Annotated in this window: 20 protein-coding genes; 8 read left to right on the top strand and 12 right to left on the bottom strand. The window is 70.4% G+C overall.

The genetic code is table 11. The annotated features are described in order from the left end of the window. Positions 1 to 43: 43 nt before the first annotated feature. Entirely contained in the window at positions 44 to 1,423 is a 1,380-nt protein-coding gene (gene trmFO / locus O7R11_RS00310; protein ID WP_337995478.1) for a methylenetetrahydrofolate--tRNA-(uracil(54)-C(5))-methyltransferase (FADH(2)-oxidizing) TrmFO, read from the top strand. On the opposite strand, the gene O7R11_RS00305 is transcribed toward trmFO, so the two are convergent. Beyond that, positions 1,410 to 3,320, bottom strand: coding sequence for a mechanosensitive ion channel family protein (locus tag O7R11_RS00305; protein ID WP_337995477.1), 1,911 nt, complete (start codon positions 3,318 to 3,320; stop codon positions 1,410 to 1,412). The two genes, trmFO and O7R11_RS00305, sit on opposite strands and share 14 nt — an antisense overlap. Positions 3,321 to 3,378: 58 nt before the next feature. Further along, on the bottom strand, positions 3,379 to 4,176 hold the full coding sequence (locus O7R11_RS00300) for a squalene/phytoene synthase family protein (protein ID WP_337995476.1): 798 nt from the start codon (positions 4,174 to 4,176) through the stop codon (positions 3,379 to 3,381). Between the two features lie 95 nt (positions 4,177 to 4,271). On the opposite strand from O7R11_RS00300, the gene O7R11_RS00295 reads away from it, so the two are divergent. The 3 genes from O7R11_RS00295 to O7R11_RS00285 all read left to right on the top strand — a co-directional run bounded on the left by O7R11_RS00295 (position 4,272) and on the right by O7R11_RS00285 (position 8,004). Further along, on the top strand, positions 4,272 to 6,011 hold the full coding sequence (locus O7R11_RS00295) for a squalene/phytoene synthase family protein (protein WP_337995475.1): 1,740 nt from the start codon (positions 4,272 to 4,274) through the stop codon (positions 6,009 to 6,011). A 5-nt stretch (positions 6,012 to 6,016) separates the two neighbouring features. Then, complete coding sequence (gene hpnE, locus O7R11_RS00290) at positions 6,017 to 7,288, top strand: hydroxysqualene dehydroxylase HpnE (protein ID WP_337995474.1); 1,272 nt, start codon at positions 6,017 to 6,019, stop codon at positions 7,286 to 7,288. A gap of 122 nt (positions 7,289 to 7,410) precedes the next feature. Then, positions 7,411 to 8,004 carry a superoxide dismutase gene (locus O7R11_RS00285; protein ID WP_337995473.1) on the top strand — a complete coding sequence of 198 codons (594 nt, stop codon included), beginning with the start codon at positions 7,411 to 7,413 and terminating at the stop codon, positions 8,002 to 8,004. A 66-nt stretch (positions 8,005 to 8,070) separates the two neighbouring features. On the opposite strand, the gene secF is transcribed toward O7R11_RS00285, so the two are convergent. The 3 genes from secF to yajC all read right to left on the bottom strand — a co-directional run bounded on the left by secF (position 8,071) and on the right by yajC (position 11,076). After that, positions 8,071 to 8,997, bottom strand: a complete 927-nt coding sequence (secF, locus tag O7R11_RS00280; protein ID WP_337995472.1) for a protein translocase subunit SecF — start codon at positions 8,995 to 8,997, stop codon at positions 8,071 to 8,073. Positions 8,998 to 9,021: 24 nt separating this feature from the next. Continuing rightward, positions 9,022 to 10,599, bottom strand: a complete 1,578-nt coding sequence (secD, locus tag O7R11_RS00275) for a protein translocase subunit SecD (RefSeq protein ID WP_337995471.1) — start codon at positions 10,597 to 10,599, stop codon at positions 9,022 to 9,024. Positions 10,600 to 10,674: 75 nt separating this feature from the next. Next, complete coding sequence (gene yajC / locus O7R11_RS00270) at positions 10,675 to 11,076, bottom strand: preprotein translocase subunit YajC (RefSeq protein ID WP_337995470.1); 402 nt, start codon at positions 11,074 to 11,076, stop codon at positions 10,675 to 10,677. Between the two features lie 152 nt (positions 11,077 to 11,228). Here yajC and O7R11_RS00265 point away from each other — a divergent pair, with 152 nt between their 5' ends. Continuing rightward, positions 11,229 to 12,095 carry an ATP-binding protein gene (locus O7R11_RS00265; RefSeq protein ID WP_337995469.1) on the top strand — a complete coding sequence of 289 codons (867 nt, stop codon included), beginning with the start codon at positions 11,229 to 11,231 and terminating at the stop codon, positions 12,093 to 12,095. Between the two features lie 194 nt (positions 12,096 to 12,289). Here O7R11_RS00265 and O7R11_RS00260 read toward each other — a convergent pair whose 3' ends face one another. The 7 genes from O7R11_RS00260 to tatA form a co-directional block, all read right to left on the bottom strand. Continuing rightward, positions 12,290 to 13,249, bottom strand: coding sequence for a peptidoglycan DD-metalloendopeptidase family protein (locus O7R11_RS00260; protein ID WP_337995468.1), 960 nt, complete (start codon positions 13,247 to 13,249; stop codon positions 12,290 to 12,292). Positions 13,250 to 13,289: 40 nt separating this feature from the next. Continuing rightward, the gene (locus O7R11_RS00255; protein WP_337995467.1) at positions 13,290 to 13,931 is read right to left on the bottom strand and encodes a protein-L-isoaspartate(D-aspartate) O-methyltransferase; all 642 of its coding nucleotides are present in this window, start codon (positions 13,929 to 13,931) and stop codon (positions 13,290 to 13,292) included. Between the two features lie 7 nt (positions 13,932 to 13,938). Beyond that, positions 13,939 to 14,748: a 5'/3'-nucleotidase SurE gene (surE, locus tag O7R11_RS00250; RefSeq protein ID WP_337995466.1), complete on the bottom strand. Its 810-nt coding sequence runs from the start codon at positions 14,746 to 14,748 to the stop codon at positions 13,939 to 13,941. Continuing rightward, entirely contained in the window at positions 14,745 to 16,025 is a 1,281-nt protein-coding gene (serS, locus tag O7R11_RS00245; RefSeq protein ID WP_337995465.1) for a serine--tRNA ligase, read from the bottom strand. Before serS ends, surE begins: the two co-directional genes overlap by 4 nt. Positions 16,026 to 16,104: 79 nt before the next feature. Next, on the bottom strand, positions 16,105 to 16,920 hold the full coding sequence (gene tatC, locus O7R11_RS00240; protein ID WP_337995464.1) for a twin-arginine translocase subunit TatC: 816 nt from the start codon (positions 16,918 to 16,920) through the stop codon (positions 16,105 to 16,107). Then, positions 16,917 to 17,303: a Sec-independent protein translocase protein TatB gene (gene tatB / locus O7R11_RS00235; protein WP_337995463.1), complete on the bottom strand. Its 387-nt coding sequence runs from the start codon at positions 17,301 to 17,303 to the stop codon at positions 16,917 to 16,919. The genes tatC and tatB overlap by 4 nt, the downstream gene beginning before the upstream one ends. A 20-nt stretch (positions 17,304 to 17,323) precedes the next feature. Beyond that, complete coding sequence (tatA, locus tag O7R11_RS00230; protein ID WP_337995462.1) at positions 17,324 to 17,518, bottom strand: twin-arginine translocase TatA/TatE family subunit; 195 nt, start codon at positions 17,516 to 17,518, stop codon at positions 17,324 to 17,326. Between the two features lie 238 nt (positions 17,519 to 17,756). Between tatA and O7R11_RS00225 the strand changes: the two genes are divergently transcribed. From O7R11_RS00225 to O7R11_RS00215, 3 genes are read left to right on the top strand one after another with little or no spacing between them, the layout of a single operon-like run. After that, positions 17,757 to 18,845 (top strand): HlyD family secretion protein, encoded by a 1,089-nt coding sequence (locus O7R11_RS00225; RefSeq protein ID WP_337995461.1) that lies wholly within the window; start codon positions 17,757 to 17,759, stop codon positions 18,843 to 18,845. A gap of 6 nt (positions 18,846 to 18,851) precedes the next feature. Then, positions 18,852 to 20,405, top strand: a complete 1,554-nt coding sequence (locus O7R11_RS00220; RefSeq protein ID WP_337995460.1) for a DHA2 family efflux MFS transporter permease subunit — start codon at positions 18,852 to 18,854, stop codon at positions 20,403 to 20,405. A 10-nt stretch (positions 20,406 to 20,415) separates the two neighbouring features. Beyond that, positions 20,416 to 21,072 (top strand): TetR/AcrR family transcriptional regulator, encoded by a 657-nt coding sequence (locus O7R11_RS00215; RefSeq protein ID WP_337995459.1) that lies wholly within the window; start codon positions 20,416 to 20,418, stop codon positions 21,070 to 21,072. The last annotated feature ends 33 nt before the right edge of the window (positions 21,073 to 21,105 follow it).

Here is a 21,105-nt window from a genome sequence, read left to right as displayed (position 1 = left end):
GAGAGCTTAAGTGAGCAGACCGCCCGCGAGAAAAGGAAAAAAGATGCCCACGGACCGCTCCACCGTCCATGTCGTCGGCGCCGGACTCGCCGGCAGCGAGGCCGCCTGGCAACTCGCGCAGGGCGGCGCGGCGGTGGTTCTCCACGAGATGCGGCCGGTGAGATCCACCCCGGCGCACGTCACCGGCGGCTTCGCCGAACTGGTGTGTTCCAACTCGCTGCGCTCCGACGACGCGCAGGCGAGCGCCGTCGGCCTGCTGCACGAGGAGATGCGCCGCGCGGGCTCGCTGATCCTGGCCTGCGCCGACGCCCACCGCGTGCCCGCGGGCGGCGCGCTGGCGGTGGACCGCGAGGGCTTCTCCGCCGCGGTGCAGGCGGCGCTGGAGGCCCACCCCAACGTCACGGCGATCCGCGAGGAGGTCACCGCCCTGCCGCCGCCGGATGCGGGGCCGTGGATCGTCGCCGCCGGGCCGCTCTGCTCCCCCGCGCTTTCGGCGCAGATCCAGGAGGTCTCCGGCGCGGACGCGCTTTCCTTCTTCGACGCCATCGCGCCGGTGGTGACCAGGGACAGCATCGATTTTTCCAAGGCATGGTTCCAGTCGCGCTGGGACAAGGGCACCGGCAAGGACTACGTCAACTGCCCGATGACCGAGGCGGAATACCGCGCCTTCGTCGCCGCGCTGACCTCCGCCGACTACGTGGAGTTCAAGGACTGGGAGAAGGACACCCCCTACTTCGAGGGCTGCCTGCCGGTGGAGGTGATGGCGGAACGCGGCGAGATGACCCTCGCCTTCGGCCCGATGAAGCCGGTGGGCCTGACCGACCCGCACACGCCGGGGGTGAAGCCGTTCGCCGTGGTGCAGCTGCGCCAGGACAACGCCCTCGGCACCCTCTACAACATGGTCGGCTTCCAGACCAAGCTGAAGCACGGCGAGCAGTTGCGCATCTTCCGCACCATTCCGGGGCTGGAACGGGCGGAATTCGCCCGCCTCGGCGGCATTCACCGCAACACCTTCCTGAACGGTCCCAAGGTATTGGATGAAGCGCTTCGCCTGAAATCTCAGCCGAACCTGCGCTTCGCCGGGCAGATCACCGGCTGCGAGGGCTATGTGGAAAGCGCCGCCGTCGGCCTCATCGCCGGGCGCTTCGCCCTGCGCGAAAGCCTCGGCCTGCCGCCTGCGCCGCCGCCGCCGGTCACCGCGCTGGGCGCGATGCTCGCCCACATCACCGGCGGCGCGGATGCGGAAACCTATCAGCCGATGAACGTCACCTTCGGCCTCTTCCCCGAGCTGCCCCCCGCCGAGCCGAAGAAACCCGGCGGCAAGCCGCGCCACCTCAAAGGCGGCGAGCGCAAGGCGGCGCATGCCGCCCGCGCGCTGGAAGCGCTCGCCGCCTGGCTGGCGGAGACCGCTACGACCGCCTGATCCCCAGACGCCGCAGGAAACGGTAGACCGCGTCCTTCTCCCGCACGCTCTGGTGCGGCGGTGGCGGCGGCGCGTCTTCCTCCGCCGCCGCCGCGGCGCTGCCGCCCCGCACCGACCCCTCCGGCGGGTACGGGATGCTGCCGCGCAGCGCGTCGATGCGTTCCGGCGTGAAACTCGGCAGTTGCATCTCCCCCGCCTCCCGCCACGCCTTGACCTTTTCCTCCACGGCGCGGCGCTTCTCCGTGTCGGGTTCCTCGTCCTTCGCCATGTAGACGGTCTGCGAGGGAAAGGCGAAAGAGGCGCCGCTCGCCGCCACGATGTCCATGATGCGCAGCGTCAGATCCTCCTGGATTTCCAGGAATTCGTTGATCTCCACGGTGTCGATGTAGGCGAAGATCTCGATGCTCAGGCTGTCCGCCCCGAGGCCGGTGAAGCGCACCCGCGCCGGGTCCGGATCGACGCGGGGGTGGCCGTAGAGCATCGCCCGCAACTCGACGAGGAGGTAGCGCATCTGGTCCGGCGTGGTCTCGTAGCGCAGCGACAGGGTGGGATGGAACCAGAACTTGTCGCGCACCGCGAAGTTCTCGATCTGTAGGGCGGAAAACTCGCCGTTGGGCACGGTGATGACGGTGCGGTCGAGGGTGCGGATGCGGGTGGAGCGCATGCCGATCTCCTCCACCAGGCCCAGGGTGCCGTTGCCGAAACGGCAGAAATCCCCCTCCCGCACCGGATGATCGGCGATCAGGGTGAGGCTGCCGATGAGGTTCTCCACGGTCTTCTGCGCGCCCAGCGCCACCGCGATGCCGCCGATGCCGAGGGCGGCGAGACCGGCGCTGACGTTGAAGCCCAGGGTGTGCAGCACGACGATCGCCACCGCCGCGATCACCAAAAACTTGGCGGCGCGGCGGAAGAAGCGGATGGCGGAGAGCGCCTCCCACTGGTTGCGCTGGGAAATCGCCTCGATTCCCGCCGCGCCCAGGGCGTCGGCGATGCGCCAGAGGAACCACCCCAGGCCGACCCAGCCGACGACCTCGGCGGCGAGGCCGAAGACCTGCCGCGCCACCACCGCAACGCCGAGGTAGAGGCCGCCCAGTGCGAACAGCCACACCGCCAGGCAGATGCGCAGCGGCGGCATCGCCGCCTCCACCAGCCGCACCCGCAGCGACTGCTCGCGGCGACGCCACACGGCATGCAGCCCGAAGGAAGCCAGGGCGGTGAGAATCCACGCCGCGGCATAGGAGGCGATGGCGAAGGCCAGCAGCGCCGCCCACTGCACCAGGGGCGCGCCGAGGATGCGCGGACCGGCCTTCAGCCACTCCGGGATGATGCGTTCGATCAGCCCGGTATCGACGTGCGCGAGCAGGCCCGGAATCGCCGTCACGGTCCTGGCGGAGACCAGCCAGATCGGCGCGCCGTCCGGCCCCTTCACCCGCTGTGCGAAGAGATCGACGTTGCCCTTCGGCGTGCGCACCGTGGCGAAGCGTTCGAGGTCGGGGGCGAGCCCGTCGTCGAGGGAACCTTGCGGCTTGTCGCTCAACTGCCATTTGGTGGCGAGCCAGCCGCCCTCGTCCAGCATTTTCAGGAGGTTGCGGGCGGTTTCCTCTCCCCGCGCGGCACGCCGGGACTGCGATATGCCGGAAAGATCGAGGTACTGCGCCGCCCGTGCGAAGTCCTGCTCCGCCATCGCCTTGACCAGGCCGCGGACGAATCCCTCCGGGGTGTCGCGGCCGAGCGCGTCGCGCGGCGCGGCGGGCTCGCTCACCGCGGGCGGCGGCGCATCGGCGGCGCGCGCCGCCCCGACGGGTGCGGCGAGAAAAACCGCAAGGAACGCCACGCACGCCGCGGCGAGAAAGACCGGGGTGCGGCGCGGAACCGCTGTCGTGGGAACGCTGTGCAAGTCGCAGGCCTCCTTCCTGGAACCTATTAGGTAGGACGGCCCGGCCGCTCGCGCACGCCTACAGCCGTTTGCGCGCGCACAGCCAGAGGAAGCCGAGGCTCACCCGGCTGGGGGCGGAGAAGCGCGCATCCAGGATGTCGTAACCGTTGCGGCGGAGGAGGCGCAGATGCCGGTGCGCCAGGGCCGCGGGCGCGGCGAGGAAGAACGCCTCGCGCGGCAGGCGCGCCGCAGCCGCGGCCGCGATCGCCGCCTCCGCGCGGTCCGCCGCGTCGCGGGCGAGCGCGGCGCGCGCCGCCGTATCGGAGAGGTCGGCCTCCCACGGATTGCGCCGCGCCGCGATCAGCCCCGGCGTGGCGCGCAGGATGCCGACGAGGCCGTGGCCGCGCGCCGCGGCGCGCACGCCGGGGGCTTCCGCCAGGTCCGGCAGGCCGCCCGCCACCGCCATCGCGCCCGCGAGCGGCGCGGTGGTGGCCGCGGCATAGGCCTCCGCCGCCGCCGCGCCGGAAAACGGCGGGTCGTCCAGGTCCTTCTGCCGTGCGTCGATCAGCTGCGCGAGCAGCGGCCTCAACTGCGGCCACAGGCGCAGCCCGGCGAGCACGCGCAACAGCGGCGCGGCCTCCGCATCCTCATCCACCGCGGCGCGCGCCAGGGCGTCGCGCCACCATTGCAGGCGGATATGCCCCATCATCGGTTCGGCGACGCGTTCGCGGATGCGCGCGATCTCGCCGTTGAAAGCCAGCACCGCGAGCACCGCGGCGCGGCGCGGCGGCGGGCAGAGCATCGCGGCGATGAAACGGTCCCGGTCCTGGCGGCGCACGCTGTCGGCCAGCCAGGGCTCCACGGTCGCTTCGGTCACGGCAGGACTCTCCTTGCAGCATCGGGCGTTTTGGCTGCCGCGGCGGCGGCGAATTGCCGTATAGTGGGCAAGACCCATCGAACCCCGGAGCCGCCTTGACCCGCGACGCCATGATAGCCTCCCGCATCGACGAATGCACGGTATGCGGAACCCGGCGGCCGGAAAACTTTCCGGTCGCGTCGCTGCTGCTGGCGCCCGGCTGCCGCGTGGCGATCCGCGCCTATTACCGCTTCGCCCGCTTCGCCGACGACATCGCCGACGCGCCGGACCTCGCCCCCGCGGCGAAGCTCGCGGCGCTGGACGCCCTGGACGCGGCGCTGCGCGGCGAACCCGCCGACGAAGCGGCGGTGGACACCGCCCCGGCGGTGCGGCTGCGCGCGGTGCTGGCCGAGCGCGGCATGGAGACCGGGCACGCGCGCGCCCTGCTCGCCGCCTTCCGCCGCGATGCGGAGGGCCACGGCACCGCCGACTGGGACGAACTGATGCGCTACTGCCGCGCCTCCGCCGCGCCGGTGGGGCGCTTCCTCCTCGACCTGCACCGCGAGCCGCGCCGCGCCACCGAGGCGGCGGACGCCCTGTGCGCCGCGCTCCAGGTGCTCAACCACGTGCAGGACATCGCGGAGGACAAGCGCCTGCGCGACCGCGTCTACGTGCCGCTCTCCTGGCCCGACGGCGCCCGTGCCGACGCGGCGGAAATCGATGCGCCCGCCGCCTCCCCGGCGCTGCGCGGCTGCCTCGACCGCACGCTCGCGAACTGCGCCCGCCTGCTCGACGCGGCGGAGCCGCTGCCCGGACTGCTGCAATCGCCGCGCCTGCGCGGCGAGGCGGCGGCCACCCTTTCCCTCGCCCATGCGCTGCACCGCCGCCTGTGCGCCGGCGACCCGCTGGCGGCGCGCATCCGCCCCACCGCGTTCGACGTCGCGCGCGCCGCGGCGGCGGCCCTCTCCGCCCTCGTCGCGCCGCCCTCCCCCGGCCTGCTGCCGCCGGAGGCGCGACGCACCGTCGCCGCCATCGTGCGCGAGTCCGGCAGTTCCTTCCGTCTCGGGCTTTCCTGCCTGCCGCGCCTGCGCCGCGAGGCGATGCAGACGGTCTATGCCTTCTGCCGCGTCCTCGACGACATCGCCGACGACCCGGGCATGCCGCGCGAGGCGCGCCTCGCCGATCTGGACGCGTGGAGCGCCCGCCTCGACGCCCTGGAAAGGAACGCCGTGCCCGCCGATGCGCCGCCGCTGTTCGCCGCGCTGGCCGCGGCGGACGCGCGTTTCGGCCTGGATATCGGCGAGTGCCGTTCCCTCATCGAGGGCATGCGCATGGACGTGGAAGGCCCCATCGTCGCGCCGGACGAGACCGCCTTCGCGCTCTATTGCCGCCGCGTCGCGGGCAGCATCGGGCTGATCTCCCTGCCGCTGTTCGGCGCGCGCGACGCCGCGGCGCGGCGCTTCGCGCTGACCCTCGGCGACGCCCTGCAATGCGTCAACATCATCCGCGACGTCGCCGAAGACGCGGAAATCGGGCGCTGCTATCTGCCGCGCACCATCCTCGAGGACTGCGGCATCCCGATCGGCGATGCCGCGTCCATCGCCGCCCACCCGGCGATCGGCCGCGCCCGCGAGCTGCTGGCGGCGCGGGCGGAGACCCACTTCGCGCTCGCCCGCGGCGCGCTCACCGCCGCCAACGCGCGCGCCCTGCTGCCCGCGCGGGCGATGATGGCGGCCTACCGCGACGTTCTCGACCGCATCGCCAAACAGGGCTGGTCCGACCTCTCGCCGCCGCCGCGCGCGGGCATGGCGGCGCGCCTCTACTGCCTCCTCACCCGCCTGCCGCGCCGGGTCTGAACGCCATGGCCCGCCGCCGCGCCGCCTCCGGGGACGCCCCGGTCTGCCACGTCGTCGGCGCGGGCCTCGCCGGGCTCGCCGCCGCCTGCCGCCTCGCCTCGGCGGGGATGCGGGTGCGCCTCTACGAAGCCGCGCCGCAGGCGGGCGGGCGCTGCCGTTCCCTGCCCGACCAGCGCTTCGGCACCGCCATCGACAACGGCGCGCACGTGCTGATGACCGGCAACCGCGCCGCGTTGTCCTTCCTGCGCGGCATCGGCGCGCCCTCCACCGCGCTCGCGCCGCTGGACGCGCTGGAGTTCCGCGACCTCGGCGACGGCAGCGCCTGGCGCATCCGCCCCGCGGGGGAGAGCGCCGCCTGGATGCTCGGGCGCGGCCTGTCCATTCCCGGCGTGCCGCGCGGGCGGCTGCTGTGGGAGGGGTTGCGCCTGCTGTCCGCCCGCGCCGGAAGCCGCGCCGGGGAGCGGCTCTCCCCCGGCGGCCTCGCCTGGCGGCGGCTGTGGCGGCCCTTCCTCAAGACGGTGTTCAACGCCGAAGCGGCGGAGGTTTCCGCGCCGCACGCCGCGGCGGTGCTGAAGCGCCTGTTGTCCGAGGGCGCGGCGAGCGGCCGGGTGCTGCTGGCGGCGCGTCCGTGGTCGGAGATCGCCGCCGAACCCGCGGTGGCCTGCCTGCGGCGCGCCGGCGCGGAGATCGCCTTCGGCAGCCCGCTCTTGGCGCTGGAGCGCGGCGAAGGCCGGGCGCGGCGGCTGATCTTCCGCAACCGCGCCGTCGATGCCGGGCGCGACCCGGTGATCCTGGCGGTGCCCAACGCCGCGGCGCGCCGCCTCTGCCCCGATCTCGTGCCCGCGCTGCCGCATGCGCCGATCCTCAACCTGCACTTCGAGACGCCGGAGGACCTCGGCCTCGGCTTCCGCTGCCCGGTCGGCGGCCTGGTGGATGCGGTGTTCTGGCGCGGCCCGGTGGTTTCCGTCACCATCGGCGGCGCAACCGGCGACGGCGACGCCGAGGCGCTCGCCGCGGCCGCCTGGGCCGAGGCGGCGGCGGTGCTGCCGCGCCCCCCTTCCCTCACGCCGCCGCCGTGGCGGCGCATCGTGGAGAAGCGCGCCACCGTGGCGGCGACGCCGGAAGCCTTCGCCCTGCGGCCGGGAACCGCGACGCCGGAGGCGAACCTCTTCCTCGCCGGGGATTGGACCGCCACCGGCCTGCCGTCTACGATCGAGGGCGCGGTGGTTTCCGGCCGCACCGCGGCGGAGGCCGCGCTCGCCGCCGGAACGCAGTGACGTTTGTGCAAAAAATCGCGTCAAGGGCTTAATTTCACACGCACACGCATTAACTTTTGCGGTGAAGAAGAATTCTACGCGGCGCCGCCTCCGGCGCCGTCAGCACCGGCAAGGAGACACTCATGGCCTTCGAACTTCCCGCTCTTCCCTACGACTCGACGGCGCTCGAGCCCTACATCTCCGCCAACACCCTGAGCTTCCACCACGGCAAGCACCATGCCGCCTATGTCGCCAACCTCAACAAACTGATCGACGGCGGCCCGCTCGCATCCAAGCCTCTGGTCGATATCATCGAGAAGGCGGCGGGCGACCCGGAGAAGATCGGCGTGTTCAACAACGCCGCACAGACCTGGAACCACACCTTCTTCTGGAACAGCATGAGCCCCAACGGCGGCGGCGCGCCCACCGGCGAACTGGCCGAGCGGCTGACCGCCGCGTTCGGCTCGCTCGACGGCTTCAAGGAACAGTTCAAGGCCGCCGCGGTGGCGCAGTTCGGCAGCGGCTGGGCGTGGCTGGTGCTCGACAAGGGCGAGCTCAAGATCACCAAGACCGGCAACGCCGACCTGCCGCTGACGCACGGCCAGAAGGCGCTGTTCACCGTGGACGTGTGGGAGCACGCCTACTATCTCGACTACCAGAACCGCCGCCCCGACTTCGTGCAGACGGTGCTCGACCGCCTGATCAACTGGTCGTTCGTCGCCCAGAACCTGAAGTAAGGGCCTCTCCCGAACGCAAAAACGGCGGGGATGTCCCCGCCGTTTTTTGTGCCCGCAGCGTCCGGCTCAGGGCCGGGAGGGCTCTTCCTCCTCCAGCGCGCCGACCGCGTCGGTGTTGCGCAGGTGGAAGTAGATCAGCACCGGCAGCGAGATGTAGATCGACGAATAGGTGCCGACGATGACGCCCCAGATCAGCGCCAGGGCGAAGCCGCGCAGCACCTCGCCGCCGAAGATGGCGATCGCCACCACCGAGAGCACCGTGGTGCCGCTGGTCAGGATGGTGCGCGAGAGCATCTCGTTGATGCTCAGATTCATCAGCTCGGCGAGCGGCATCTTCTTGTATTTGCGCAGATTCTCGCGCACCCGGTCGTACACCACGACGGTGTCGTTGATCGAGTAGCCGGCGATGGTGAGCACCGCGGCGACCGAGGTGAGGCTGAACTCCATGCCGGTGATCGAGAACAGCCCCATGGTCGCGGTCACGTCGTGCAGCAGCGTCAGCATGCCGCCGACGCCGTATTGCCACTCGAAGCGCAGCCACAGGTAGGCGCCGATGGCGAGAATGGCGAGGCTCACCGCGAGCAGGCCGTCGCGCACCAGTTCGCCGCCCACCTTCGGCCCCACCACCTCGGTGCGGCGGTCCTCGAAGGACGGCCCCAGCGCCTCGCGCACCTGCTTCAGCGCCGCGTTCTGCACCGTCTCGTTGTCGAAGGCGGGAATGCGGATCATCACCTCGCGGCCGGTGCCGCCGATGCCCTGCAGGCCGATCTCGCCGACGCCGAGGCCGTTGAGCTTGCCGCGCAGGCCCGACAGATCGACCTTCTCGGTGGAGCGCACCTCCATCTGGATGCCGCCCGCGAAGTCGATGCCGAAGTTGAGGCCGTGGACGGCGAGCAGGACCATCGAGCCGACGATCACCACGATCGACATCCCCAGCGCGATCAGGCGCTTGCCGACGAAGTCGATGCGCATCCCCTCGGGGAGAAATTTCATGCCGTGATACATCGTGTGCTTCCCCTAGACCGGCAGCGGCAGAACGGAAGGCCGCTTGCGGCGAGCCCAGAGATAGACCTGAAGCCGGGTCACCATCACCGCGGTGAACATCGAACTCAGAATGCCGAGCGACAGGGTCACGGCGAAGCCGCGCACCGGCCCGGAGCCGAATTGATAGAGCAGAGCGCCCGCCACCAGGGTGGTGATGTTGGCGTCGAAGATGGTGGCGAAGGCGCGCCCGAAACCGGCCTCGATCGAGGACAGCACGCTGCGCCCGTTGCGCACCTCTTCGCGCATGCGTTCGTAGATCAGCACGTTGGCGTCCACCGCCATGCCCATGGTGAGCACGATGCCCGCGATGCCCGGCAGCGTCAGGGTCGCGCCGATGCCGGAGAGGCCGCCGATGAGGAGCACCATGTTGACGATCAGCGCGACGTCGGCGAACAGGCCGAACAGGCCGTAGGCGGCGGCCATGAAGACGATCACCAGACCGAGGCCGACGAGGCTGGCGATCATCCCCGCCTTGATCGAGTCCGCGCCGAGGCTCGGGCCGACCGAACGCTCCTCGAGGAAGGTGATCGAGGTCGGCAGCGCGCCGGAACGCAGCACCAGGGCGAGATCGTTGGCCCCCTGCACGGTGAAGCCGCCGGTGATCACGCCGCTGCCCTGCATGATCGGGCCGCGGATGTTGGGGGCGCTCACCACCTTGTTGTCGAGCACGATGGCGAGGTTGCGGCCGACGTTCTCCTGCGTCACCTTGCCGAAGATGCGCCCGCCCAGCGCATCGAAGCGGAAGGAGACGACGGGGCGGCTCTGGTCGAAGGTGGGCTGCGCATCGACCAGATGCTCGCCCGCCACTTCCACCTTCTTGCGCACCACGTAATAGGTCTTCTGCCCCTTCGCGCCCGCATCCATGCCTTCCAGCAGCATCGAGCCGGGCGGCACGCGGCCCTTGAGCGCGTCCTGCACCGAGGTTTCGCCGTCCAGCAGGTGGAAGGTCATGCGCGCGGTCTTGCCGATCACCTCGCGCGCGCGCTTCGGGTCGGAGACGCCGGGCAGCTGCACCACGATGCGGTTCGCCCCCTGGCGCTGGATCGAGGGCTCGCGGGTGCCGAGTTCGTCGATGCGCTTGCGGATGATCTCCAGCGTCGTGGAGAGCGCGCCCTCCAGCATCTCGGCGCGCGCCTTCTCGCCGTAGGAGATGCGCAGCTTGCCCTCGGCGTCCACGTCGATGTCGGCGTTGGGGATGACGTTGCGCACCGCCTTGCGCGCCGTGGCGCGCGCCGCCTCGTCGCCGAGGATGGTGGCGACCACCGCCTCGTCCTTCACCCCGAGGCCGGTATAGCGCATGCGCTCGGCGCGCAGCGCGCCGCGCACCACATCCACCACGCCTTCCAGGCGGTCCTTCAGGAGTTCGCCGGTGTTGAGTTCCAGAAGCAGGTGCGAGCCGCCCTGCAGGTCGAGACCCAGGCTGAGGGGTTGCCACCAGTCCGGCAGGGAGTCGCGCTTGTCGCGGCTCATCAGGTTGGGGGCGGCGAACACCAGCCCCGCCCCGACCACCAGGGCGACGAGCGCAAGCTTCCACTTCTGAAAATACAGCATCGGAGAACCTTCGAGAAACCGGACGTCAAGCCGCCGCGCCGGGCGATGCCGGGCGCGGGCGGCCCCCCAGAGTTCTTACTTGCCGCCCAGAAGACGGCGCAGCTTCGACCCGGCGCCGGGCTTTTCCGCCGCGGCGGCCTCGCCTTCCGCCTTCGCCTCGGCGGGCGGAGCGGCCACCGGCTCGCGGTAGAGACCGAGAACCGACTCGCGGGTGACGCGGACGCGCACGTTCTCGGCGATCTCCACGGTCAGTTCGGAGTCCACGGTCTTGATCACGGTGCCGACGATGCCGCCGCCGGTGATGACGCGGTCTCCCCGCTTGATGCCGGCGAGCAGCGCCTTATGTTCCTTGGCGCGCTTCTGCTGCGGACGGATCAGCAGGAAATAGAAAATACCGAACACCAGGACCAGCGGCAGGATTTGAAGGCCGAAGTCCGGGCCACCGGCGGACTGGGCGAAAGCAGGCGAGATCAGCATGTATCGAGTGCTCCTGAGTGGGGGCCCGGGACGCGGGCGATTCGACGGACTATAACCATCACGCTCCGAGATTCAATGTTTAACCGATGTCCGATTTGTGATTGTCTCACCCGACGGGTCCCGCCCCCCCCTGTAAGCCTGGAGCTAAGACGATGGACGACCTCGCGCAAGTCCTGCACACCCTGGAGCGCATCGCCGCGGCGCTGGAACGCCGCACGCCGAAGCCCGAGCCGGTGCGCATTCCCGACGGCGTGGACGCCTTCGTCTGGCAGGCCGACCCCGACGCCCTGATCCCGGTGGAACGGGTCAACCGCCTGCCGATCGGACTGCTCAAGGGAATCGAAAGCCAGAAGGCCAAGCTCCTCGACAACACCCTGCGCTTCGCCCGCGGCCTGCCCGCCAACAACGCGCTCTTGTGGGGGGCGCGCGGCACCGGCAAATCCTCCCTGGTCAAGGCGGTGCACGCGGAAACCAACGCCGAAACCGGGGCCGCCATCGCGATGATCGAGGTGCAGCGCGAGGATATGCCCTCGCTCGCCCGCCTGATGCGCCACCTCAAGACCGGCAACCGCCGCATCCTGCTGTTCTGCGACGACCTCTCCTTCGAGAACCAGGACGAAAGCTACAAGTCGCTGAAATCCATCCTCGACGGCGGCCTGGAAGGACGCCCGGACTCCGTGCTGTTCTACGCCACCTCGAACCGCCGCCACCTGATGAGCCGCCAGATGATCGAAAACGAACGGGCGACCGCCATCCACCAGGGCGAGGCGGTGGAGGAAAAGGTCTCGCTGTCCGACCGCTTCGGCATGTGGATCGGCTTCCACAACATGGACCAGGACACCTACCTCGACATCATCCGCGGCTATTGCGACGCCGCCCGCCTCTCCATCCCCTTCGAAGAGGTGCAGCCCAACGCGCTGGAATGGTCGATGACCCGCGGCGGACGCTCCGGCCGCGTCGCCTGGCAGTTCTTCCTCGACCTCTGCGGCCGGCTCGGCCTGCCGCCGCAGTTCGAGTGAAGAGATAAAACAAGGCCAGGGGCGCTGCCCCTGGACCCCGTTGGGGCCATGGGCCCCAAACCCCATAAGTTTTTCGCCGCGCAGCGGCAATCGACCGTCACGCGGCGTGATGGTTCTCTCGCGCTACGCGCAAAAACGAGTAGTGATGGGAGGTGTGGAGGGACCGAGTCCCTCCACAAAGTTTTGATTTTTCTTCAGTTCAAAAACTTCATCGGATCAACGGCTTTTGAGCCTTCTCTCACCTCGAAGTGCAACTGCGGAGAGGTCACGGAGCCGCTCTGGCCGACCGAGGCGATGATCTGGCCGCGCTTCACCGTGGCGCCGCGTTGCACCTTGATCTCGTCGGCGTGGGCGTAGGTGGTGATCAGGCCGCCGCTGTGCTTGAGCAGCAGCATGTTGCCGAAGCCCTTGAGTTCGTTGCCCGCGTAGGCGACCACCCCGGCCTCGGCGGCGCGCACCGAGGTGCCGAGCCTGGCGGAGATATTGATGCCGTCGTTGCGCATGCCCTTGGCCACCGAGCCGAACGGCACCGCCACCTTGCCGCGCACCGGCCAGTCCAGCCCCCGCCCCTGGCGCGGCGGCGGCGTGGGGATGGCCGCGGCCCTGGGCGGCGGCGCGGCGGCCTGTTGCGGCGCGGCGGGTCGTTCCTCCTGCGCCTGTTGCGGCGCGGCGGCCTGCACCGGGGGCATCGGCGGGTCGAGGGCGGGTTCGGTGGTGCCGGGCAGTTGCAGCACCTGGCCGATATGGATGACGTAGGGCTCGCGGATGGCGTTGACCCGCACCAGGGCGCTCATGTCCACGTTGTGGATCTTGGCGATGCGGTAGACGGTTTCGCCGCGCCGCACGGTGTGGGTCGGGCGGTCGGGGATCGTCAGCGCCTGGCCGACCTGTAGGGTATAGGGCGGGGCGAGGCGGTTGACCTCGATGAAGCGGCGCACCGGCACGCCGTGGGACGTGGCGATGCGGTAGACGGTGTCGCCGCGGCGCACCGTATAGCCGCCCGTCGCCGCCGCGCCGCGGCTTTCCGCGTGGGAGGAGGAGGAGGAGGAGGAGGACGGCCACGACGGGAGGAACGAATAGAGCCGCGGCCCCGAGCACCCCGACAGCACCGCGAGACCACAGACGGCCACCCACACCTGCACCGATCTGGTCATGTGCGCCACTATACGGGGCCGCCGCAAGGCAGACAACGCTTCACGCCACCGGGTCCGGCACGCCGGGCAGCAGCGGCACGAAGCGCACCGGGAACAGGGTTTCGGTGGAGAAGCCGCCGGCGGTGCGGCGCACCCGCACCACGTCCTGGCGGTCGGGGCCGGTGTCCACCGGCGCGACCAGGATGCCGCCCTCGCCGAGCTGGGCGAGCAGCGCGGGCGGCAGTTCCGGCGCCGCCGCGGTGAGCAGGATGCGGTCGAACGGCGCCTGCGCGGACCAGCCCTTGATGCCGTCGCCGAGCATGGCGACGATGTTGGTGATGCGCAGGGCGCGGAAGCGCGCCTCCGCCTCGGCGAGCAGGGCGCGGTGGCGTTCCAGGGTGTAGACGCGGCGGGCGAGCGCCGCCAGCACCGCCGCCTGATAGCCGGAGCCGGTGCCGATTTCCAGCACCTTCATCCGCGGCGTCAGTTCCAGCGCCTGGCTCATCAGGGCGACCACCAGGGGCTGGCTGATCGTCTGGCCGCAGCCGATGGGCAGCGCGGCGTTGTCCCACGCCTGATCGAGGAAGGGTTCGGAGACGAAGGCGCCGCGCGGCACCTTTTCGATCGCCGAGAGGACGCGGGTATCGGTGACGCCGCTGCGCCGCAGCTCCATCAGCAGGCGGATGCGCAGCGCCGCGTTCATCGTCCCCTCAGGATGCGCGCACGGCGTCGAACGCGCCGGCGAGGTGGTCGAGGGTGGCGCGGTGCGTCAGGTTCACCGAAAGCGGCGTGACCGTGGCCCAGCCCGCGCCGTTGCGCTCCATGTCGGTGCCCTCGGCGAGCGGCGAGCCCGCATGCAGGCTGCCGATCCAGATGTAGGGGCGGCCGCGCGGGTCGATGCGCTCCACCAGGTTGTCGCCGACCTTGTGGTGCCCCTGCGGCGCCAGCGCCACGCCCTTCACCGCGGCGGCGGGCACGTCGGGGAAGTTGACGCTCATCAGCACCTCGGCGGGCCAGCCGCGGGCGCACAGGCGGCGGATGATCTCCGGCGCGTGGACCTCGGCGGTGCGCCACTTCACCGGCTCCTGCGGGGTGAACACCTGGCTCACCGCGATCGAGGGCACGCCGAGCAGCGTGCCTTCCATCGCCGCGGCGATGGTGCCGGAATAGGTGACGTCGTCGCCCATGTTGGCGCCGCGGTTGACGCCGGAGAGCAGGAGGTCGGGCTTGGCCTCGGCCATGAACTTGTTGATCGCCAGCAGCACGCAGTCGGTGGGGGTGCCCTCCACGCCGAAGCGGCGCTCCCCCGCCTGACGCCAGCGCAGCGGCCGGTGCAGGGTGAGCGAATGGCCCGCGCCGCTCTGCTCGGTTTCCGGCGCGACCACCCAGGCCTCCATGCCGAGCGCCAGGGCGACGCTTTCCAGCACCTTGAGGCCCGGCGCGTGGATGCCGTCGTCGTTGGTGATCAGCACCCGCGCGCCCGCGAGCGGCGGCAGGGCGAACATCGGCGCGGCGTTCATGCGTTCCTCTTCAGCACCGGGAGCCCGCCCATGTAGGGGCGCAGCACGTCGGGAACGACCACGGAGCCGTCCGCCTGCTGGTAGTTCTCCAGCACCGCCACCAGGGCGCGCCCCACCGCGACGCCGGAGCCGTTGAGGGTGTGGACGAAGCGGGTGCCCTTGGCCTCGGCCGCCGGGCGGTAGCGCGCGTTCATCCGCCGCGCCTGGTAGTCGCCGCAGGTGGAGCAGCTGGAAATCTCGCGGTAGCGGTTCTGCCCCGGCAACCACACCTCGATGTCGAAGGTGCGGCAGGCGGTGGCCCCCATGTCCCCGGCGCACAGGGCGACGACGCGGTAGGGCAGTTCCAGGCGCTTCAGCACCGTTTCGGCGCAGCCGAGCATGCGGCGCTGCTCGTCGTCGGAGGCCTCGGGCGCGGTGATCGAGACCATTTCCACCTTGTAGAACTGGTGCTGGCGGATCATCCCGCGGGTGTCCTTGCCCGCCGCCCCGGCCTCGGAGCGGAAACACGCGGTGAGCGCGGTGAAGCGCTTCGGCAGGTCCTTCTCCTCGAGGATGGTCTCGGCGACGAGGTTGGTGAGCGGCACCTCGGCGGTGGGAATCAGCCAGAAGCCGTTCTCGGTGCGGAACAGGTCTTCCGAAAACTTCGGCAACTGGCCGGTGCCGCGCACCGCGGCATCGCGCACCAGGACCGGCGGAGAGATCTCCTCATAGCCGTGCTCTGCGGTGTGCAGGTCGAGCATGAACTGGCCGAGGGCGCGTTCCAGGCGGGCGAGCCCGCCGCGCAGCACCACGAAGCGTGCGCCGGAGAGCTTGGCCGCATCGTCGAAGGACATCAGGCCGAGCTTCTCGCCGATGGCGTCGTGTTCCAGCGGCGCGAAGCCGAAGCCGCGCGGCGTGCCGATGCGGCTCCGCTCGACGTTGGAGTCCTCGTCCGGGCCTTCCGGCACGTCGTCCGCGGGCGCGTTGGGAATGCCGAGCAGCAGCGATTCCAGGTCCGCCGCCTTCCGCTTTTCCGCTTCCTCGGTCTCGGCCATGCGCTGTTTCAGCGCCGCCACCTCGTCGATCAGGGCCGCCGCGTCGCCGCCCGCCTTCTTCACCGCGCCGACCTGGCGCGAGGCCTCGTTGCGGCGGGCCTGCATCTCCTGCCAGGCGGTCTGCAGGGCGCGGCGCTCGCGGTCCAGCGTCAGCACCGCCTCGGCCATGGCGGGCTTGCCGCGCCGCGCCAGCGCAGCGTCGAGGAATCCCGGATTGTCGCGGATCATGCGGATGTCGAGCATCGAAGAATACCTTGTCTCAAGTCTCAAAGCCGGTGGACGCGGTTTTATATCTCCGCTGCGGCGCGGCGTCCACCGCGCATCACGGCGCGGGAGGCACGGTTTCCTCGGCGGCCTCCGCCGCGGCGCGGCTGCGCTCGATGCGGCGGCAGGCGATGATCGAGCCTTCGTAGAGCAGCAGCAGCGGCACCGCGAGGCCGATCTGGCTGACGATGTCGGGCGGCGTCAGCACCGCGCCGACGACGAAGGCGATGACGATGGCGTAGCGCCGCTTCGCCGCCAGGGCGGCGCTGCTGACCAGGCCGACGCGCGCGAGAAGGGTGAGCAGAACCGGAAGCTGGAAGCTGACGCCGAAGGCGAAGATCAGGGTCATGATCAGCGACAGGTATTCGCCGACCCGCGCCTCCAGCTCGATCGGCAGCACGGTCTGGCCGCCGTGGGTCTGGAAGCCGAGGAGGAAGGTCCAGGCGAGCGGAATGACCAGGAAATAGACCAGCATCGCGCCGAGCACGAAGAGCACGGGGCTGGCGATGAGGAACGGCAGGAAGGCGTTGCGCTCGTGCTTGTAGAGGCCGGGCGCGACGAACAGCCAGAGCTGCGTCGCCAGCACCGGGAAGGAGATGAACAGCGCGCCGAACGCCGCCACCTTGACCTGGGTGAAGAAGCCCTCGGTGAGCGCGGTGTAGATCATCCGCTGGGTGCCGCCGACCTCGGCCATGACGCGGGCGAGCGGACGCATCAGAATGTCGTAGATCTCCAGCGAGAAGCCGTAGCACAGGGCGAAGGCGACGACGAAGCCGAGCGCCGCGAACATCAGCCTGCGGCGCAGTTCGAGCAGGTGCTCCATCAGCGGCATCGGGGAATCGCCCTCGGGGCCTTCGCGTTCCTCTTCGCTCATCGCTGCGCCTCCCCTTCCCCTTTCGGGGCGGCTTTCTTGCGCGGCTTGCGCTTGCGCGGCGGCTTCGGCTCCGCCGGAGGTTCGGCGGGCGTCTGCGGGTCCGGGGACAGGGAATCGCGCATCACCCGGTCGGGGTCCACCGCATCCTCGACGATGCGGCCGAAATCGGCGCTGCGCGCCGCATCCGCCGCCTTGCGCAGGTCGTCGAGCTCCGCCTCGCGGATCATCTCGTCAAGCTGGTTGCGGAAGCCGGCGGAAAGGGCACGCAGCCGCCCGATGACGCGCCCGAGGGTGCGCAGCGTCGCGGGCAGTTCGTTGGGGCCGATGACGAACACCGCAACGACCACCACCAGCGCCAGTTCCCACCCGCCGATATCGAACATCCTGCCTCGTCCTCAGCGCGTCAGGCCTTGCCGGACGAGTCCTTGTCGTCTTTCTCGATCTGTTTCGCGGAGGCCGGGTCGTCTTCCTTCAAGCCCTTCTTGAAGGCGTTGACCCCCTTGGCGACGTCCCCCATCAGGCGCGGAATCTTGCCCGCTCCGAAAAGCAGAAGAATCACCACGATGATGAGGAGAATTTGCAGCGGTCCAAGGCTCATGGACGTCTCACTTTCCAGTCGGCGGAACCCAAAACGCCGGTGCGGGCATGCGCCCCCGGCATGGCGCGGATGATGACAGATATCGCCCCCCCGTGCAATCCGCCCACCGGAGATTATTGGACTGGTTGGTCCAAAAAGGTATTGCGCGCCGCGTCGCCTCCCTCTATATTCCGTTTTCCTGGACCCATCGGTCCAGGAATTCGTGCGGCACCGCCGCACCCATTTCAGGATCTTTTTCATGCGAAAGCGTTTGATTCTCGGCGCGGCGGCGGCCGCCCTCTGCATCGGCGGCTATTCCGGCTGGTCGTGGTACGGCCATGGCCGTTTCATCGAGAGCACCGACAACGCCTACGTCTCGGGCGACATCGTCGCCATCGCGCCCAAGGTGCCGGGGCGCATCGCCGCCCTCGCGGTGGCCGACAACCAGCCGGTGAAGGCGGGCGACCTGCTGCTGCGCCTCGACGACGCCGACTACCGCGCCGCGGTGGACCAGGCGCAGGGGCAGCTCGACGCCGCGGCGGCCGCGGTGGCGGTGGTGGACGGCAACATCGCGGTCGCCGGAAGCAGCATCGCCGAGGCGGAAGCGGCGCTCGCCTCCGCCCAGGCGGAGCGCACCCGCGCGAGCGCCGACCTCGCCCGCTACAAGACTCTCGAAGCCGCGAAATACGCCTCGCAGCAGAAGATGCAGACCGCGCAGGCCGACGCCGGGAAGGCCGCCGCCGAGGTGCGCCAGGGGTCCGCCGCGCTCGCCACCGCGAAGAGCCGCCTCGCCCTCTTGTCGGCGCAGCGCCGCCAGGCCGAGGCCGAGGAAGAGACCGCCCGCGCCGCTCTCGCCGCCGCGCGCATCCGACTCGCCGATACCGAACTGCGCGCCCCGGTGGACGGCGTGGTCGGCAACAAGGGCGTGCAGCTCGGCCAATACGTGCAGCCCGGCCAGCAGACGATGAGCGTGGTGCCGGTGGCGGGGGTGTTCGTCGTCGCCAACTTCAAGGAGACCCAGCTCTCCCGCATGCGCCAGGGCCAGCCGGTGACGATCACCGTGGACGCCTACCGCGGGCGCACCCTGCATGGCGCGCTCGACAGCGTTTCGCCCGGCAGCGGCGCGGTGTTCAGCCTGTTGCCGCCGGAAAACGCCACCGGCAACTTCACCAAGATCGTGCAGCGCATTCCGGTGAAGATTCTCCTCGACGACGCCGCGCGCCAGACCCTTCTCCTGCCCGGCATGTCGGTGGAGGCGAAGGTGGATACCCGCGGCAGCGGCGCCGGGCTCTCCCGCGAGGACGCCTTCGCCGCGGCGAAGACCGCCTCGCAGACCGCGGCGCGCTGACCGGCCATGGCCGCCCCCCGCGAAAAAATCCCGCCGCGCCTGCTGATCGGCTTCCTCGCCATGGTGCTGGGGATGTTCATGGCGATTCTCGACATCCAGATCGTCGCCGCGTCGCTGGCCGAGATCCAGGCCGGGCTCGCCGCCTCCGCCGACGAGATCGTCTGGGTGCAGAACGCCTATCTGATCGCCGAAGTGATCATGATCCCGCTGTCGGGATACCTCTCCCGCGCGCTCGGCACGCGCTGGAGCTTCGTCATCTCCGCCGCCGGGTTCACCCTCGCCAGCATGGGCTGCGCGATGGCGCAGAACATGAACCAGATGATCGTGCTGCGCGTCATCCAGGGCTTCATCGGCGGCGCGATGATCCCCTCGGTGTTCGCCGCCGCCTATACCGTGATGCCGCGCAGCCGCCAGGCCTCGGTCACCGTGATGATCGGCCTCGTCGCCACCATCGCGCCGACCATCGGCCCCACCCTCGGCGGCTGGCTCACCGAGACCTTCTCGTGGCACTGGCTGTTCCTCGCCAACGTGGTGCCGGGGATCGTCGTCACCCTCACCGTCGCCGCGTTCATGGACGTGGACAAGCCGCAACTGGAGCTGATCCGCCGCCTCGACGTGCTCGGCCTGGTGCTGATGGCCGCATTTCTCGGCTGCCTCGACTTCGTGCTGGAGGACGGCGCGCGCAACGACTGGTTCGCCGACGACGCGATCCTCGTCTGCGCGGTGGTCTCCGCGCTCGCCGGGGTCGGCTTCTTCTGGCGCACCCTCACCGCGGACAACCCGATCGTCGATCTGCGCGCCTTCTCCGACCGCAATTTCGCCTCCGGCTGCGTGTTCAGCTTCGTCCTCGGCATCGCGCTCTACGGCCTGGTCTACCTGCAGCCGCAGTTCCTCGGCCGGGTGCGGGGCCTGAACGCGATGCAGATCGGCGGGGTGATGCTGGTCACCGGGTTGTCGCAGTTCCTCTCCGCGCCGGTGGTCGGCAACCTGTCGCGCCGGGTGGACCCGCGCGTCCTCCTCTGCTGCGGCTTCTCGCTGCTCGCCGCCTCCAACTGGCTGGTCTCCTCCGGCATCACCGCGGACTGGGACTTCGACCAGTTCGTCGTGCCGCAGATCCTGCGCGGCATGGGCTTCATGTTCACCATCATCCCGGCCAACGTGCTGGCGCTCGGCACCCTGCCGCCGGAACGGCTGAAGAACGCCTCGGGCCTCTACAACCTGATGCGCAACCTCGGCGGCGCCTTCGGCCTGGCCGGGATCACCACCATGCTGGACCAGCGCGGCGCCCTGCACTGGGCGCGCATCGGCGAGCACATCAGCCCCTCCCGCGTCGCGGTGCAGGAGGCGATGAGCGGCCTGACGCAGCACTTCGCCGCCCGCGACCCCGGCATCGACGCCACCGCCGCAGCGGCCAAGACGATCGCGCGGATGGTGCAAAAACAGGCCACCGTAATCACCTTCGGCGATGTATTCTTCACCATGTCGATGATTTCCCTGGCAGCGGTGGGGATCGTTCTGCTCGCCCGCAAGCCGAAGCAGGCCGCCGCCGCCGGACACTGAGAGGCCCCCGATGACCGAAACCGCCGCCTCCTGCCCTTCCATGCCCGCCTGCCGCGGCCGCAAGCCCGACCCCGGCAAGCGCGAGGCGATCGTCGGCGCCGCCTGCGCGCTGTTCCTCGAACAGGGCTACGGCGTCTCCATGGAGACCATCGCAGCCGCGGCCGGGGTGGCGAAGCAGACCATCTACAACCTCTTCTCCACCAAGGAACAGCTGTTCGGCGCGGTGGTCGCCGGGCATTCGGAGATCGTCGTCGCCGCGATCGACGAGGCGCGCGACGACGCGGAGCCGCGCGCCGTGCTCGCCGCCATCGCCCGCGAGCTGCTCGGCCTGCTCTCCGGCGAGCGCATCGCCAAGGTCTACCGCATGATGATGTCGGCGGCGATCGGGGCGGGCGGGGCTTCGGAAATGTGCGAGCAGTTCTACGACAACGGGCCGCGCCGCGGCACCCGGCAGTTCGCCGCCTACCTCGCCCGCCAGCACGAGATCGGCCGCCTGAACGTGCCGGACCCGATGCTCGCCGCGGAAAGCTTTTTCGGCATGCTCAACGGCCACATCCTGATCCGCAACATGATGGGCCTGCAAAGCCGCTGGAGCGAAAAGGACCTCGCCGCCAAGGCGGACTACGCGGTCTCCGCCTTCCTGCGCAACCACGCGCGCCCCGCCTGAGGTTTTGCGCCAGTTTTTCCCGCCCGCCCGCGT

Source organism: Oleispirillum naphthae (assembly GCA_027864655.1).
GTDB classification, from domain to species: Bacteria; Pseudomonadota; Alphaproteobacteria; order Rhodospirillales; family Rhodospirillaceae; genus Oleispirillum; species Oleispirillum naphthae.
Note: the sequence above shows the minus strand (reverse complement) of the source record. Positions and strands in the feature narration are given on the sequence as shown.